We start from the raw sequence: 13,967 nt of genomic DNA on the forward strand, positions 1-13,967 counted from the left end.
TGCTTGCACCTTTCACTGAGTAAGGCCAGGGCTCCATCGCCGTGGCCTGTCAACTGGAGTTGGTTGCCTTTTGACAGGTCCTGTCAAAACTAAGCAACCAACCGAGTCACAGAGTACAGAGTGAGAGGAAAATATGACATACAGCACACTTTGTGAATTTTGTCTTGTCATAATGCAGCCAAAAGAACGCATCCCGACGTCCAAATAGGACGCCGGGATGCGTGGTGCGCCGCGATCGTGGTGCGCCGGAGGGCGCAAGGAGATTCAGCGGATGGCCGGACGGTTACGGCTCTAGCGGGTCAACGCCGTAGTGCTTGGCCAGTTCAGTGATCACAGCGTGGGCACCCTGGATGCTGACGGAGGCGAGGAACGTTCCGTCGTCAACCTGCTTGACCTCACCCTGCAGCCGCTGCCACAGCGGGTTGGACTGGAAGGCTTCCTGCTGTGCGCGGGCTTTGTCACCCTCGGCCCCCGGCGGTGTGTAAGCGCTGACCAAGACCAGCTGTGCGTCGCCTTCAAGGATCTGCTCGGAGGACAGTGGGACGAAGATTTCCTTCTCGCTGTCAGGGGCATCCTTCGGGCGCGGGATGTTCATGTCGGACATGATCTCGCCGATGAAGGAGTTGGACGAGTACAAGCGCGCGGTGTCCCCGCCGGTGAACCGGATCAGCGAATAGGTAGCGTCAGGCTTCTTGGCGAGGATGGCCTCACCAACTTTCTGCGCACGTTCTTCGTAGGACTTGACGAGCTCTTCGGCCTTGTCCTTCTTGCCCAACGCCTCACCGAGGAAGACGACATTCTCTTTCCACGTAGGCCCTGTGCTGACAGAAAAGATGGTGGGAGCGATCTTGGACAGCTGCGGGTACAACGCTTCGTGGCGCACCTTGGCTGAGACGATCAGGTCCGGTTGGAGTTCGAGGATCTTCTCCAGATTGGGCTCGGCCAGGGTGCCGACGTTGACTGAATCCTTGGTGGCATCCGCTACATCGCCGAGGTAGGGAGCGAAGGGCGACTTCGGGTCCTGCCGGTACTGGACGTAGCCCACCAGGTCGGCACCAAGCAGGAGCGTCGCGTCAATGTAGCTGGGGTCCAGGGCAACGACGCGCTTGGGCACCGATTCGATGGTGGTGGAGCCCATGGTGTGCTCCATGGTCAGCGGGAAACCTGCGGCTTCCGCGGACGGTGTGGTGGCGGGCTGGGTGGAGGCGGCCGGGGCGCCGCAAGCCGATGTGGCCATGAGGGCGAGCCCGGCGGTGAGGACACCGAGCTGCTTGAGGATGCGTGTTTTCACGGAATCACTTTCGAAAAGATGTGACGAAGATCGGACATTTAGGTAAGCCTTACCTGTGCCTGCCGTAGACTGTAGCAGCACTTGGGGAATTACCGCATGATTACTTGACGTAATAGAAGGAAGACGTGAAGACACTGGACACCGCCCCTGCCCCGGGAGTGACGCGGCGGACGGCACCGGCGCAGGGTGCTCGCAGCAGCCGCAGACGTGCCGGGTGGTGGGTCGCGGCAACAGTACCTGCATTCATGGCGGCCGTTGTTTTGAGTATCTGCATCGGCGGTCAGCCTTCTTCGCTCCAGGACGCGTGGCATGCCGTCTTTACCCCTGACGGAAGCGTCATGGACGTCACCATTCGCGAGCTTCGGTGGCCGCGGACGGTCCTGGGCATCGTAGCCGGCATATGCCTCGGACTGGCAGGGACCTTGGTGCAGGGGCATACGCGGAACCCCGTTGCTGATCCCGGGCTTCTGGGAATCAATCAGGGCGCCGCGTTGGCCATAGTGGCGGCGACGGCCCTGGTTGGGGATGTACCGGTGTTGACCCAGGCAGGCCTTGCCTTCGTCGGAGCGCTCGCCGCCAGCATCCTCGTCTTCGCCATCGGTTCCGCAGCCCGCCATGGTTCCACTCCCGTGACCTTGGTTCTGGCGGGAGCCGCGGTCACCGCCTTGTGTTCCGGACTGGTTGCCGGGATCGTCCTGCTCAATGATGAAGCCCTGGACACCTTGCGGTTTTGGCAGGTGGGTTCCCTGGCTGGACAGGGAAATGTCGCTTCCATGGTCTGGCCGTTCATTGTCGTGGGAACGGCTTTGGCTGTCTTTAACATCCGCCCGTTGAACGCCTTGGCTCTCGGAGCGGATACCGCGGTTTCGCTGGGAATCTCCGTGTTCAGGGCACGTGCCGCCGGGATTGCGGCAGTCACGTTGCTGGCAGGGTCGGCAGTCACACTGGCGGGTCCGATTGCCTTCGCCGGCTTGCTGGTTCCGCACCTCACCCGCGCGCTGACCGGTCCGGACTACCGCCTTCTGATGCCCGTTTCAGCCGTAACGGGCGCCACTGTCCTTCTCCTGGCAGATACGGCCGGGCGGATCATCGCGAGGCCCGGCGAACTCTCGGTAGGGGTTGTCCTGGCTGTCATCGGGGCGCCCTTCTTCATTCATTTGGCCCGCAAACGCAGGTTGGCAACGCTATGACCTTGACCGATACCAAGACTCCACCCCGCACAGTGCCCATCAGGGCACTGCGGATGGGGCCGGTGTCCATCCGGCTGAACGTGCGCATCGTGATGGTGGCCGGCGCCTTGGCGCTGGCCCTCCTTGCAGCGATGGCGCTGCACGTCGCCTTCGGCGGAACCCCGTTGCCCTATCCCGACGTCTTGCGAGCCCTGTTCGGCGATGCGGGCAATCCGCGCACGCACCTTGCGGTGACGGAGTTCAGGGCGCCAAGGATGGTGGCAGCCGTAGTTGTTGGAGCAGCACTCGCGGCTGCCGGCGCCATCACGCAAACTGTTGCCCGCAATCCCTTGGCAAGCCCGGACCTGCTCGGCGTTACGGCTGGAGCCTCATTCGGTGCAGTCGCGGTGCTCGTCATTGCCGGTGGCGGCCATGCAGGACTCAGCGGTGTCGCAGCGACCATCGGCATGCCCGTGGCAGCTTTCGCGGCCGGCATCGTCAGCGGTGTGGCTGTCTACCTGCTCGCGTACCGACGCGGCCTGGACAGTTACCGTTTGGTGCTCTCCGGTCTGGGAATATCGGGCCTCGCAGCAAGCCTGACTACATGGATCCTCACGCTTGGTGACGTGACAAGCGCTGCGCAGGCGCTGACGTGGATGATGGGATCACTCAACGGAAAGGACTGGGAAACCGTCCAGCCGATGGCGCTGGCGGCCGTCGTCCTGATTGCGGCCGCCATGGTCAGCGGACGCTGGCTGGTATTGACCAGCCTCGGCGAAGATACCGCCGTAGGCCTGGGCTCCCGTATTGGCGCGGTACGGTTGTCGGTCCTGACCATCGCGGTTCTCCTGGCATCGCTCGCCACTGTGATCGCCGGTCCCGTCGCTTTCGTAGCCCTTGCCAGCCCACAGATCGCCAGATCCCTCACCGGAAGCGTCATTCCCCCTGTTGGTGTTTCTGCCCTTGTCGGAGCCGTTTTCGTACTGCTGGCCGATACAGCCTCCGCGAACCTTTTGAGTGCACCGCTGCCGGTCGGGGTCGCCACCGCAGTGCTCGGTGCCCCATTCCTGATCCACCTGCTCCTGAAGTACCAACGGAGGCTAAGTTGAACAACCCCCCACAGTCCCAGGGCCGCCTTCAGGCTCAGAACCTCACCCTGGGCTACGACGGGCGTGACATCATCCAGGATCTTACCCTCGCGATCCCCGATGCCCAGGTCACGTCCATCATCGGGCCCAACGGCTGCGGCAAATCAACCCTGTTGCGCGGATTCGGGAGGCTGCTTCAGCCACGCTCCGGGCAGGTGCTTCTGGACGGAGGGCCGCTGGCCGGGCAGTCCACACGGCACATCGCCACCAAGATCAGCGTGCTGCCGCAAACCCCTACGGCACCCTCAGGCCTCACCGTGGCGGACCTGGTGTCGCGTGGACGGCACCCCCGCCAAAAGTGGTACCAACAGTTTTCCCTTGCAGACCAAACCGTCGTCGAAGAGGCCTTGGCAGCCACGGACATCAGTGAACTGGCCGATACTCCGCTGGAGGACCTCTCCGGAGGTCAGCGTCAACGCGCTTGGATCTCGATGACCCTCGCCCAGGAAACCGGCATCCTGCTGCTGGACGAGCCCACCACCTACCTCGACCTGGCCCACCAAGTGGACGTCCTGGAACTCGTCCGCCGCCTCAATCGCCAACACCAGCGGACTGTGGTGATGGTCCTGCACGACATCTCGCTCGCCGCGCGGTACTCCGACCATATGGTGGCCATGAAGGACGGCAGGATCATCGCCCAGGGAACACCGGAAGCCGTGGTCACCCCCGAATTGCTACAGCAGGTCTTTGAGCTCAATGCCCACGTCATCAATGAACCAACCGACGGGCGACCCCACGTCATCCCCCTCGGCGCATCGGTCCGGGCAGGCGCAGCGGTCCGGGCAGGCTAGCCCACCCGGACCGGATCCGCGGCACAGCTTGCGTCAGCCCTTCGGCGTCACCTGCAAGCGATCAAAGGACACCTCGGCGCCGTCCTTATCCAGCACCACAACGTCGTCCCGCCCGTTGTTTACGTCCGCGGGAAGGATGAATTCCACCGTGTCATCCGTGGTGGGGAAGATCCATCCAAGCCGATAGCTGGTCTTGTTCAGGTACACGTAGTACCACTGGCCATATTCAAGGCCCTCCAAGGTCACCTTTTGGCCGTTGCGGTACTTGTCCGCTGTGCCGAAATCAACCGGTGCCACCCGTTCCTCGAAGTCCTGGACAATTAGCCGGGGCTCAAGCGTTGGCTGTTCGGGCTGCACATCAAGGACCAGCGGCTCGCCCTCGGCAGCGACAGCAACTTCCTTGGAGCCGTTGCGTGCCGTCGCTTCGAAGGACACAGCATTCAGGCCGCCCGCCGCTACGTCGGCAGCTGTCAGCACATGCTCGCTGGTTGTGGATACAGTTTCCCCGGCCGGAAGGAGATCCTCGGAGATGCCCGCTTCCGGGGCCTCAACTCCGGACACCGCCACATTCCCTGCGTTGCCCACAGTGTAGGTGTAGGTCACGGGGTCGCCCGCACTCGCGTAGCGGTCCCCGTCGGCGTCCTTCCACTCGGCGGTCACGGTGGCGCTGAGCGCAGCGTCGCGGACTTTCAGGTCCACCTCACCTCCGTTGACCTCGTACGTCCTGATGCCCTGGCCGGCTGCACTGACCTCCCACGTGGTGGATGGAACGAAGAACCCCTGGGCCTCTTCGCCGGCGGTCACTGTGTGGCGCGGCGTCGCGCACTGGTAGCTCTGGCCGGCCGGCAGCGACAGGTATCTGCAGTTGCCCGGACCGTCAGGGAGGAAGGGGGTGAAGTTGCCTGCCGTGGGAACCACTTTCTCCGTCAGGGGGCTCGTGTTCTTCACTGTGAAGGTATACGGGACAAGGTCACCGGCAGCGTAGGGCTGGCTCGCGAGGTCACGCCCGACGTCGGCACGCGCCCCGCTGATGTCGGCTGCCACCAGGCCGTCACGCAAGGCGACCGCGGCGCCGCTAAACGGCACCGTCTTGGTGAGTGACGGCGTCGTGCTTGACGTGATGCTGAAGGTGGCTTCCGGGAGGAAGTACCCGCGCTCGATGTCGGCGGCCGTGATCACGTGCTTGGCGGTGGTGCAGGTGTAGCTGGCACCTGCGGCCAGGTTGTTGTACCGGCAGTTGGGGGCCGACGGCGGCAGGAAGCCGGAGTCGAACGTGCCGGAGACGGGAACGGAGTTGGCCGTGACGGTGGACGTGCTCTTGACGGTGAAGGAATAGTTGAGGACTTCGCCCGCCTGGTAAGGGCTGGCGACGACGTCGCGGGCCGGTGCGCTGCCGGTGATCGTGAGGCCCACCTGCGGTGCTACCGGCACGGTGGCAGTGAAGGTGAACTGTGAAACCCGGCCATCCGCGGCAGTGAATACTGCGTTCAGGTTTTGCGGTCCGCTGGCGTTGGCGGGTGCGGTGAGCGCCACGCTGACCGTGGCAGAGGCACCCGGCGCCAGGGACGGGACAGGAACCGTGGTGGCCGACCATCCAATGGGAGTGTAGATGCTGGCGGTCGCGCCGGAGAGCGTGGTGGCTTCCTGGTTGGTGATGGTCACCGGGACTTGCTGCGTCGCGCCGGGGGCTGTGGTGACAGCGGGTACGGAGAGCGGTGCGCAGACGTAGTTCAACCAGGCGTCGTCGAACTTCGCGAACGGCATGTTGTCCGTGTAGTTACCTTCGTAGAGCACGCCAAACTTGCCGTCCTCCATGCGGGTCACCGTGGAGTATGCGGAGAACCCCGGGCGGATGGTGCGGACGCCCGGCCAGGTGGCGCCGTCGTCGCAAGAGACACGGGCGGAGACGTTCTCGCGGCCAGTCTTGGAGTTGGCGTTCGTGAAAATGAGCTTCTTCGCGTCGACTGAACCCTGCGCCGCGTTAGGGAACATGCGGGCGATGGCTCCGTTGTTGGCGGGATCAGGCAACTCAGTGTCCTGCGTAACCGGCCCATAGGTGACGCCGCCGTCGGTGGAAACGGCCACCCTGCGGTAGCCCTGGTTGGCATTGTCCCGCGAGTTCAAAAGTACGCGGCCGTCTGAGAGTTCCACCGTCTTGTTCTCATCCATGCGGTCGCCAACGTTGGCGCCCTTCTTCCACGTCACTCCGTGGTCGTCCGAGTAGACGCTGTAGGCCTGGATTTTATTGGTGCCGTCGGCCTGCCGGACATCGCCGGCGTATTGCTGGATCAGCCTGCCTTTGTACGGGCCGTACTTGAGCTGGATGCCCTCGCCGGACGAGGCAAAGTTGGACCGCACATCGCCGGCCACCGGGTTGGTCTTGCTGGTTCCGGGCTTGGTGACGTTGGTGATGAGGCGCGGCTGGCTCCAGGTGACGCCACCGTCCATGGACTCGATGACCGCCGAGGAAATGACGTTCCTGTCAGCATCGTCGTTGCCGAATTGGCTGCCGCCGAAACCCTGGTCCTTGGAGTAGACGAAGAAAGCGAAGACCTTTTTGGCTTCGGCGTCATAGATGTACGAGGGATCGCTGTAGCCATACTTCGGCCCGCTGGCATCCGCCACGTGACCGGCGGCGATCACTTGCACAGGGCCCCAGGTCTTGCCGCCATCCGTGCTGCGGCGCTGGACGATCGAGTTGGGGTTGGGCGCATCCGCGGCACTGCCGGGGCGGCCGTCCCACGCGGCCAGGACCACGTCGTTGCCCAGGTAGGCCAGCGCGGGGATCCGGTAGAAGAAATTGGCTGCCGTCCTGTCGGCGGCAAGGTTGGCTTCCGTGAAGGTACCTGGGGGCGTGGTGGGCGTATTCGGGGGGATGGGGGCTGCCGTCGCAGGGAGACCAAGTCCGGCAAGCAGGGCACAACCAAGGAATCCTGTTGCAGTGATGCGGGCGAGCGGGGATGCAGGGAATCTCAAATCCTTTGTTCCTTCCGGGATGCCAATGATGTCGAACGACGTCACGTGACCTTCTCATGCCACGTGCGACGTCGAACGTCCTACAACCATAAAGTGTTGACCGTCACATTGCTAGGGGCGACTTCCCAAGGGGCAACGGCCACCACCAACCGGTAGCCTCGGTTACGTACCAGCCACCCTTCCCAGCAATGGAGCTCCCGTGAAGATCCTCGTCCCCCACACGATCAACCTGGACCTGTCGGCCTCCGAAGCGGAGGTGGCCTCTTACCGCGCAGACCAGCCGCTCCCGGAGGAACACCTCGACGCGGAGGTCCTGGTTGTTTGGCAGAACACCGGCGCAAACCTCGCGGACGCAGCGGAGCGGATGACTCACCTCAAACTCGTGCAGACACTGGCGGCCGGCCCGGACTCTGTACTCGCAGCAGGGTTCGCGGACCACATCGCCATCACCTCCGGCCGCTCACTCCACGACGGCCCGGTTGCCGAGCACGCCCTGGCGTTGATCCTCGCTACCGTCCGGCGCCTCGATTCGCTTCACGATGCGCAAAAGACCGCAACCTGGGACCGTGCCTACAACGTGGCGCAGTCGGCTGCCGCCACGGAACAGCAGTACACGCTCGACGGCGCCAACGTCACCATTTGGGGCTTCGGCTCCATCGCGGGCAAACTCGCTCCCCTGCTTGCGGCGCTTGGCGCCAAGGTCACGGGCGTCGCAAACTCCGCTGGCGAGCGCTACGGATTCCCCGTCATCGCGACGCAGGACCTTCCGGAAATCCTGCCTGCAACGGACGTCCTGGTCTCGATCCTCCCTGCGACCCCCGGGACTGAGAACTCCTTGAACAGCGACATCCTGTCGGCACTGCCGGATACCGCCGTCTTCATCAACGTAGGACGCGGTGCCACAGTTGACGAGGACGCCCTGCTCGCAGCCCTGAACGACGGCGGCCTGCGGGCTGCCGCATTGGATGTCACCAAGGTGGAACCGCTGCCGGCAGATTCAAAACTCTGGTCCGCACCCAACCTGATCATCACTCCCCACGTTGCAGGCAACCGACCCAAAGGTTCAGCACAATTGGTCCTGGCCAACGTCGCAGCCCTCCGCGAGGGAAGGGACCTCACCAATCAGGTGGCAGGCTGAGAGCCTTCCGCGTTTCCGGCGTCCGGAATGCTCCGGCTGTCTTGCCTTCGACCATTGCATCCCAATAGTAAGCATGCTTATGGTAGGCGGGTCCGGGGTGGCCAGCAGAGGGATTCCATCCCACGGAAAGCATGAGACAACGTGAGGAATCGCAATGTACCTGCATACCCAGCTTCTCATCAATGAAATCGCCGCCGACGAGCCGGATCCCGCGGCAGCCAACGCGCTCCAGGAAGGCCTCGGCGGACAGTTCGGCGAAATGCGCACCATGATGCAATACCTGTTCCAAAGCATGAACTTCCGCGGAGATCCCGCTTCGAAGCCGTACAAGGACCTCCTTCAAGGGATCGGGACAGAGGAGATCAGCCATGTGGAACTGATCGGTACCACCATCTCGCAGCTTCTGGATGGCTCACCGAGATACCAAGGCAAGAAGACAGATCCCGTAGACGAGCCAGGCGCCAAGGGAGCCACTCCCCTGAATATCGCACTGGACACCAGCAACATCCACCACTACCTGGTCGGCGCGCAAGGCGCTTTGCCCGTGGACGCGGCCGGCAACCCATGGAGCGGCTCCTACGTTTACAACAGCGGCAACCTCGTCCTGGACCTGCTGTACAACCTCATGCTCGAGTCCACCGGCAGGCTCCAGAAGTGCCGCATCTACGAGATGACGGACAACAAGACGGCCCGGTCAACCATCTCCTACCTGATCGTCCGGGACCAGGCGCACGAGAACGCCTACGCCAAGGCGCTCGAAAGCCTCGGGGTCAATTGGGGCAAAGTGCTGCCGATTCCGAAGACCAACGCCGAGCAGTTCCCCGAAGTGAAGCGGCTTCTGGACATGGGACTCCAGAGCATCCAATACACGTTCAGCGCAGACAACCTGAGCGAGGCGGGAAAGGTCTTCCGGGGAGCTTCGCCGTCCAACGACGGGACCGAGTTGACCACCGATGTCATGCCTGACGGGTTCCCCATCACCATGTCACCGGAACGCAAGGAAGAATTCGCCCCGGGCCTGGACCCCGAACTCCTTGCTTTGATCCAGGCGACCGCCGAGCAAGAGCTCAAAGATGCCGACAGCCCCCAGGAAGCCGGCCGGAAGTAGCGAGTTCCGGATCCGACGCACACAGAAAAGCGGGCACATCCGGAAGGATGCGCCCGCTTTTCTGTTGAATGTTTTCCGCGAATATTGTCAGGCGTGCTCGTACGTCAGGCAGTCTGCGGCTTCTGCCCCCGGACCGACTTTGACGTCATGGGCTTCGCACATGAGGTTGTTGTTGTGGATGCATTCAGAACGCTGGCAGGCACCAACGTGGGCAAGGATCTTGGGAAGACCACCCATCCGGGTGGTGTCGATGAACGTGGCGCAGGATGCGTGGTCCTGGGTTCCACCGATGGTGATTCCGAAGGCGGTGCAGCCATCGTGGTTGAATCCGCAGCTGCCAACGCTACAGGCGGATACTTCGGCAATGTGGTCAGTCATCGTTCCTCCTGGTTGGATCTTGAACAGTACCGGGGCCTGGCCCCGCGTGTACTACCCAAAATACGCCGGATTCACGCGAATTAACCCGGTTGATTAGCGCATTTGTACGTGCGCTAATCCATTGCCTGTTTGATCCATCCCCTATTTGTTCGGAGTGCGTAAGGCCCGGCTTATTCGGGCACGGGTTTCCTTGTCCAAGGGTCCGGTCACGCGATGGTTTCGTGCAGCCCTGTCAGCCCTGACCTTTTGGATCACCATGCGGCCCAGTCCGGCGAAGACCGCCGCCGCCACAACGCCCAACACCATTGACTTCGGTTTCTCAGCCATGCGGCAATCCTAGTGACGCGCTCCGCCACTGGCGAGTGCCGCCGTCGTGCTCCAACAGCAGCAATTTGCCGGGAACCGGCGGGGGCTCCTCGCGGAATCCCGCTGAATAGGGTATGTGCGCCGCTCCCGGTAGAATAGGGATGCAAGCTCGCGGAGCGCCTCCCATGCCGATCAAACACTGCAGTTCGAGACTGTGTCTAACTCTGTGTTCAGGACACTGTTGAATGCGGCTGAACGGCGTGAGACGGCACCTCCGCGGCAGCCTTATTTAAAGGTTCACCCAACTCACGCACAGGAGTTACCGGATGCCCCGGATCGTCGTTGACGTCATGCCCAAGCCCGAGATTCTGGACCCCCAGGGGAAAGCCATTGTGGGTGCACTGCCCCGCCTCGGCTTCAACAGCTTCAGCGCAGTCCGTCAAGGCAAGCGCTTCGAACTGACGGTCGACGGCGAGGTGACCGAAGCTATCCTGGCCCAGGCCCGCGAAGCTGCCGAAACCCTCCTCTCCAACCCGGTGATCGAGGATGTTGTCAACGTCGAGGTCGTCGAGGCCTGAGATGACTTCACTCCCCCTGATTGGCGAGGCCGTCGCCGTCGCCGCTGAGCCCCGCCTCGCGGGTGCCCGGATCGGCGTCGTCACTTTCCCCGGAACCCTGGACGATCGCGACGCCGCCCGTGCAGTACGGCTTGCAGGCGGCACGGCGGTGTCGCTCTGGCATGCTGACGACCACCTCGGAGATGTTGACGCCGTCATCATCCCCGGCGGTTTCTCTTATGGTGACTACCTCCGGGCGGGTGCCATCTCCCGCTTCGCGCCGCTGATGTCCAAGATCATCGATGCTGCCAACTCCGATGCGAAGCTCCCGGTTTTGGGTATCTGCAACGGCTTCCAGATCCTGACCGAGTCGCACTTGCTGCCCGGTTCCATGATCAAGAACGACCACCTGAAGTTCATTTGCCGGGACCAGGTGCTGCGCGTCGAGAACGCCAACACCGCCTGGACCCTTGATTACCAGCAGGGCCAGGAAATCACGGTTCCGTTGAAGAACCAGGACGGCCAGTACATCGCCGATGAGAAGACCCTGGACGCCCTTGAGGCCGAGGGCCGTGTGGTGTTCCGCTACGTGGGCTTCAACCCGAACGGTTCCCGCCGCGACATCGCCGGTATCTCCAACGCTGCGGGCAACGTAGTGGGCCTCATGCCACACCCTGAGCACGCTGTCGAGGCCGGATTCGGTCCCGAAGCCCTTGATGGCGCCGGCTCCGACACCGACGGCCTGGGTTTCTTCACCTCCGTTTTGACCAAGATTGTGGGAGGCGACAAGTGACCACGGAAACCACCAAGAAGTTCAACATCGATACCGTTGAGCACGCTGCCAAGACGCCGGACACGGAACTGCCGTGGGCTGAACTGGGATTGAAGCAGAACGAGTTCGACGAGATCGTCAAGGTCCTTGGCCGCCGCCCCACCGGCGCTGAACTGGCCATGTACTCCGTGATGTGGAGCGAGCACTGCTCCTACAAGTCCTCCAAGAACCACCTCCGCCAGTTCGGCGAGAAGGTTACTCCGGAGATGAAGAAGGACATGCTGGTGGGCATCGGCGAAAACGCCGGTGTGACCAACCTTGGCGACGGTTGGGCCGTGACGTTCAAGATCGAGTCCCACAACTCGCCGTCGTTCGTGGAGCCGTACCAGGGTGCCGCAACGGGCATCGGCGGCATCGTCCGCGACATCATCTCCATGGGCGCCCGCCCGGTCGCAGTGATGGACCCGCTCCGCTTTGGCGCGATCGACCACCCGGACACTGCACGCGTCATGCACGGTGCCGTGGCAGGCATCGGTGGCTACGGCAACTGCCTGGGTCTGCCGAACATCGGCGGCGAGATGGTCTTCGATTCCGTGTACCAGGGCAACCCGCTGGTGAACGCCCTGGCTGTTGGCGTCATGCGCCACGAGGACATCCGCCTGGCCAACGCTTCCGGCAAGGGCAACAAGGTTGTGTTGTTCGGCGCCCGTACCGGTGGCGACGGCATCGGCGGCGCTTCCGTGTTGGCATCCGAGTCGTTTGACGACACCAAGCCGTCCAAGCGCCCCGCCGTCCAGGTGGGCGACCCCTTCGCTGAGAAGGTGCTGATCGAGTGCTGCCTGGAGCTCTTCAAGGGCTCCCTGGTTGAAGGCATCCAGGACCTCGGCGCCGCTGGTATTTCCTGCGCCACGTCCGAGCTCGCTTCCAATGGCGACGGCGGCATGCAGGTTGAACTGACCTCCGTCCTGCTGCGCGACCCCACCCTGACCCCGGGCGAGATCCTCATGTCCGAGTCGCAGGAACGCATGATGGCAATCGTCACGCCGGAGAACGTGGAAGCGTTCGAGGCCGTGATGGACAAGTGGGCTGTTGAGTACTCCTGGTTGGGTGAGGTTACGGACACCGGCCGCCTCATCATCACGTGGGAAGGCGACGTAATTGTCGACGTCGATCCCCGCACCGTAGCGCACGACGGCCCCGTCTACGACCGCCCGTACGCACGGCCCGAGTGGCAGGACTCGCTTCAGGCGAACACCTTCACCGGCTCCGTTGAGGACGCCGGCCGGCCGTCGGCTCCGTCCGAGCTTGCTGCTGCGGTCACCGAGCTGGTGGCATCGCCGAACATGTGCAGCAAGTCCTGGATCACCAAGCAGTACGACCGCTACGTTGGCGGCAACACCGCCATGGCTTTCCCGGATGACGCCGGCGTGGTCCGCGTTGACGAGGAAACCGGCCTCGGCGTTGCCTTGGCCACCGACGCCAACGGCCGCTACACGTACCTGGATCCGTACAAGGGTGCACAGCTGGCACTGGCCGAGGCCTACCGCAACGTGGCCACCTCCGGTGCCGTGCCCATGGCTGTCAGCGACTGCCTGAACTTCGGTTCCCCCGAGGACCCCGACGTCATGTGGCAGCTCGCCGAAGCCATCCGCGGCCTTTCCGACGCCTGCATGGAGCTCGGCGTTCCGGTCACCGGCGGCAACGTCTCCCTGTACAACCAGACCGGTACCACGCCGATCCACCCCTCGCCCGTGGTGGCAGTCCTGGGCAAGCTCGACGACGTCGCCCGCCGCACGCCGTCGGGATGGCGCGAGGACGGCCAGGCCATCTACCTGCTCGGCACCACCGCGGCAGAACTGGATGGCTCGGAATGGTCCAACCTGCGCGGACACCTCGGTGGCTTGCCGCCGAAGGTTGACCTCGCGGCCGAGCGTGCGCTGGGTGAGATCCTGATCAACGCTTCCCGCGACGGCATGGTGGACGCAGCACACGACCTCTCCGAAGGTGGTCTGGCGGCCGCCCTGGTGGAATCTTCGCTGCGCTACGGCGTTGGCGCACGGATCGCCCTTGAGGAACTCATGGAGCGCGACGGCGTGGACCTGTTCACGGCCCTGTTCTCCGAGTCCCAGGCCCGCGCGATCGTCTCCGTGCCCCGCTCCGAGGAAGTCCGCTTCAAGGACATGTGCACCGCCCGCGGTTTCGCCCACCTCCGGATCGGTGTTGTTGACGCTGCCGGCGGCAAGCTGGAGATCAACGGCGTGGACGAACTGTCCCTGGACGCCCTCCGCGAAGCACACGAGGCCACGCTGCCGAAGTACTTCGGCTAAAGCGTC

General features: G+C 63.4%; 12 protein-coding genes. 8 read left to right on the forward strand and 4 right to left on the reverse strand.

What is annotated here, in order from left to right:
- Nucleotides 1-283 precede the first annotated feature (283 nt).
- Nucleotides 284-1,291: an iron-siderophore ABC transporter substrate-binding protein gene (locus AB0N65_RS00800; protein WP_364156329.1), complete on the reverse strand. Its 1,008-nt coding sequence runs from the start codon at nucleotides 1,289-1,291 to the stop codon at nucleotides 284-286.
- A gap of 125 nt (nucleotides 1,292-1,416) precedes the next feature.
- On the opposite strand from AB0N65_RS00800, the gene AB0N65_RS00805 reads away from it, so the two are divergent.
- The 3 genes from AB0N65_RS00805 to AB0N65_RS00815 are packed head-to-tail and all read left to right on the forward strand — an operon-like array spanning nucleotide 1,417 to nucleotide 4,399.
- On the forward strand, nucleotides 1,417-2,481 hold the full coding sequence (locus tag AB0N65_RS00805; protein ID WP_364156332.1) for an iron ABC transporter permease: 1,065 nt from the start codon (nucleotides 1,417-1,419) through the stop codon (nucleotides 2,479-2,481).
- Entirely contained in the window at nucleotides 2,478-3,569 is a 1,092-nt protein-coding gene (locus AB0N65_RS00810; RefSeq protein ID WP_364156335.1) for an iron ABC transporter permease, read from the forward strand. Before AB0N65_RS00805 ends, AB0N65_RS00810 begins: the two co-directional genes overlap by 4 nt.
- A complete protein-coding gene (locus tag AB0N65_RS00815) occupies nucleotides 3,566-4,399 on the forward strand; it encodes an ABC transporter ATP-binding protein (protein WP_364156338.1) in 834 nt (277 codons plus the stop codon). Before AB0N65_RS00810 ends, AB0N65_RS00815 begins: the two co-directional genes overlap by 4 nt.
- A gap of 33 nt (nucleotides 4,400-4,432) precedes the next feature.
- On the opposite strand, the gene AB0N65_RS00820 is transcribed toward AB0N65_RS00815, so the two are convergent.
- Nucleotides 4,433-7,375 carry an exo-alpha-sialidase gene (locus tag AB0N65_RS00820; protein WP_364156993.1) on the reverse strand — a complete coding sequence of 981 codons (2,943 nt, stop codon included), beginning with the start codon at nucleotides 7,373-7,375 and terminating at the stop codon, nucleotides 4,433-4,435.
- A gap of 199 nt (nucleotides 7,376-7,574) precedes the next feature.
- Between AB0N65_RS00820 and AB0N65_RS00825 the strand changes: the two genes are divergently transcribed.
- The gene (locus tag AB0N65_RS00825; RefSeq protein WP_364156341.1) at nucleotides 7,575-8,513 is read left to right on the forward strand and encodes an NAD(P)-dependent oxidoreductase; all 939 of its coding nucleotides are present in this window, start codon (nucleotides 7,575-7,577) and stop codon (nucleotides 8,511-8,513) included.
- Between the two features lie 154 nt (nucleotides 8,514-8,667).
- The gene (locus AB0N65_RS00830) at nucleotides 8,668-9,621 is read left to right on the forward strand and encodes a manganese catalase family protein (RefSeq protein WP_364156344.1); all 954 of its coding nucleotides are present in this window, start codon (nucleotides 8,668-8,670) and stop codon (nucleotides 9,619-9,621) included.
- Nucleotides 9,622-9,708: 87 nt separating this feature from the next.
- On the opposite strand, the gene AB0N65_RS00835 is transcribed toward AB0N65_RS00830, so the two are convergent.
- Nucleotides 9,709-9,999, reverse strand: coding sequence for a DUF1540 domain-containing protein (locus AB0N65_RS00835; protein ID WP_364156347.1), 291 nt, complete (start codon nucleotides 9,997-9,999; stop codon nucleotides 9,709-9,711).
- A 141-nt stretch (nucleotides 10,000-10,140) separates the two neighbouring features.
- The gene (locus tag AB0N65_RS00840) at nucleotides 10,141-10,326 is read right to left on the reverse strand and encodes a hypothetical protein (RefSeq protein ID WP_364156350.1); all 186 of its coding nucleotides are present in this window, start codon (nucleotides 10,324-10,326) and stop codon (nucleotides 10,141-10,143) included.
- A 305-nt stretch (nucleotides 10,327-10,631) separates the two neighbouring features.
- Here AB0N65_RS00840 and purS point away from each other — a divergent pair, with 305 nt between their 5' ends.
- Genes purS through purL form a run of 3 tightly spaced genes read left to right on the forward strand, consistent with a single transcriptional unit; the run spans nucleotide 10,632 to nucleotide 13,961 of the window.
- Nucleotides 10,632-10,883 (forward strand): phosphoribosylformylglycinamidine synthase subunit PurS, encoded by a 252-nt coding sequence (gene purS / locus AB0N65_RS00845; protein ID WP_364156353.1) that lies wholly within the window; start codon nucleotides 10,632-10,634, stop codon nucleotides 10,881-10,883.
- Nucleotide 10,884: 1 nt separating this feature from the next.
- Nucleotides 10,885-11,655, forward strand: a complete 771-nt coding sequence (gene purQ / locus AB0N65_RS00850) for a phosphoribosylformylglycinamidine synthase subunit PurQ (protein ID WP_364156356.1) — start codon at nucleotides 10,885-10,887, stop codon at nucleotides 11,653-11,655.
- Complete coding sequence (purL, locus tag AB0N65_RS00855) at nucleotides 11,652-13,961, forward strand: phosphoribosylformylglycinamidine synthase subunit PurL (RefSeq protein WP_364156359.1); 2,310 nt, start codon at nucleotides 11,652-11,654, stop codon at nucleotides 13,959-13,961. Before purQ ends, purL begins: the two co-directional genes overlap by 4 nt.
- The last annotated feature ends 6 nt before the right edge of the window (nucleotides 13,962-13,967 follow it).

The organism is Paenarthrobacter sp. NPDC089322 (assembly GCF_040684895.1).
Lineage (GTDB): Bacteria > Actinomycetota > Actinomycetes > Actinomycetales > Micrococcaceae > Arthrobacter.

Coding starts and splice junctions, on each gene's coding strand:
- AB0N65_RS00810 (WP_364156335.1), top strand. CDS start 2,478: ATGACCTTGACCGATACCAAGACTCCACCCCGCACAGTGCCCATCAGG.
- AB0N65_RS00830 (WP_364156344.1), top strand. CDS start 8,668: ATGTACCTGCATACCCAGCTTCTCATCAATGAAATCGCCGCCGACGAG.
- AB0N65_RS00835 (WP_364156347.1), bottom strand. CDS start 9,999: ATGACTGACCACATTGCCGAAGTATCCGCCTGTAGCGTTGGCAGCTGC.
- AB0N65_RS00840 (WP_364156350.1), bottom strand. CDS start 10,326: ATGGCTGAGAAACCGAAGTCAATGGTGTTGGGCGTTGTGGCGGCGGCG.
- purS (WP_364156353.1), top strand. CDS start 10,632: ATGCCCCGGATCGTCGTTGACGTCATGCCCAAGCCCGAGATTCTGGAC.
- purQ (WP_364156356.1), top strand. CDS start 10,885: ATGACTTCACTCCCCCTGATTGGCGAGGCCGTCGCCGTCGCCGCTGAG.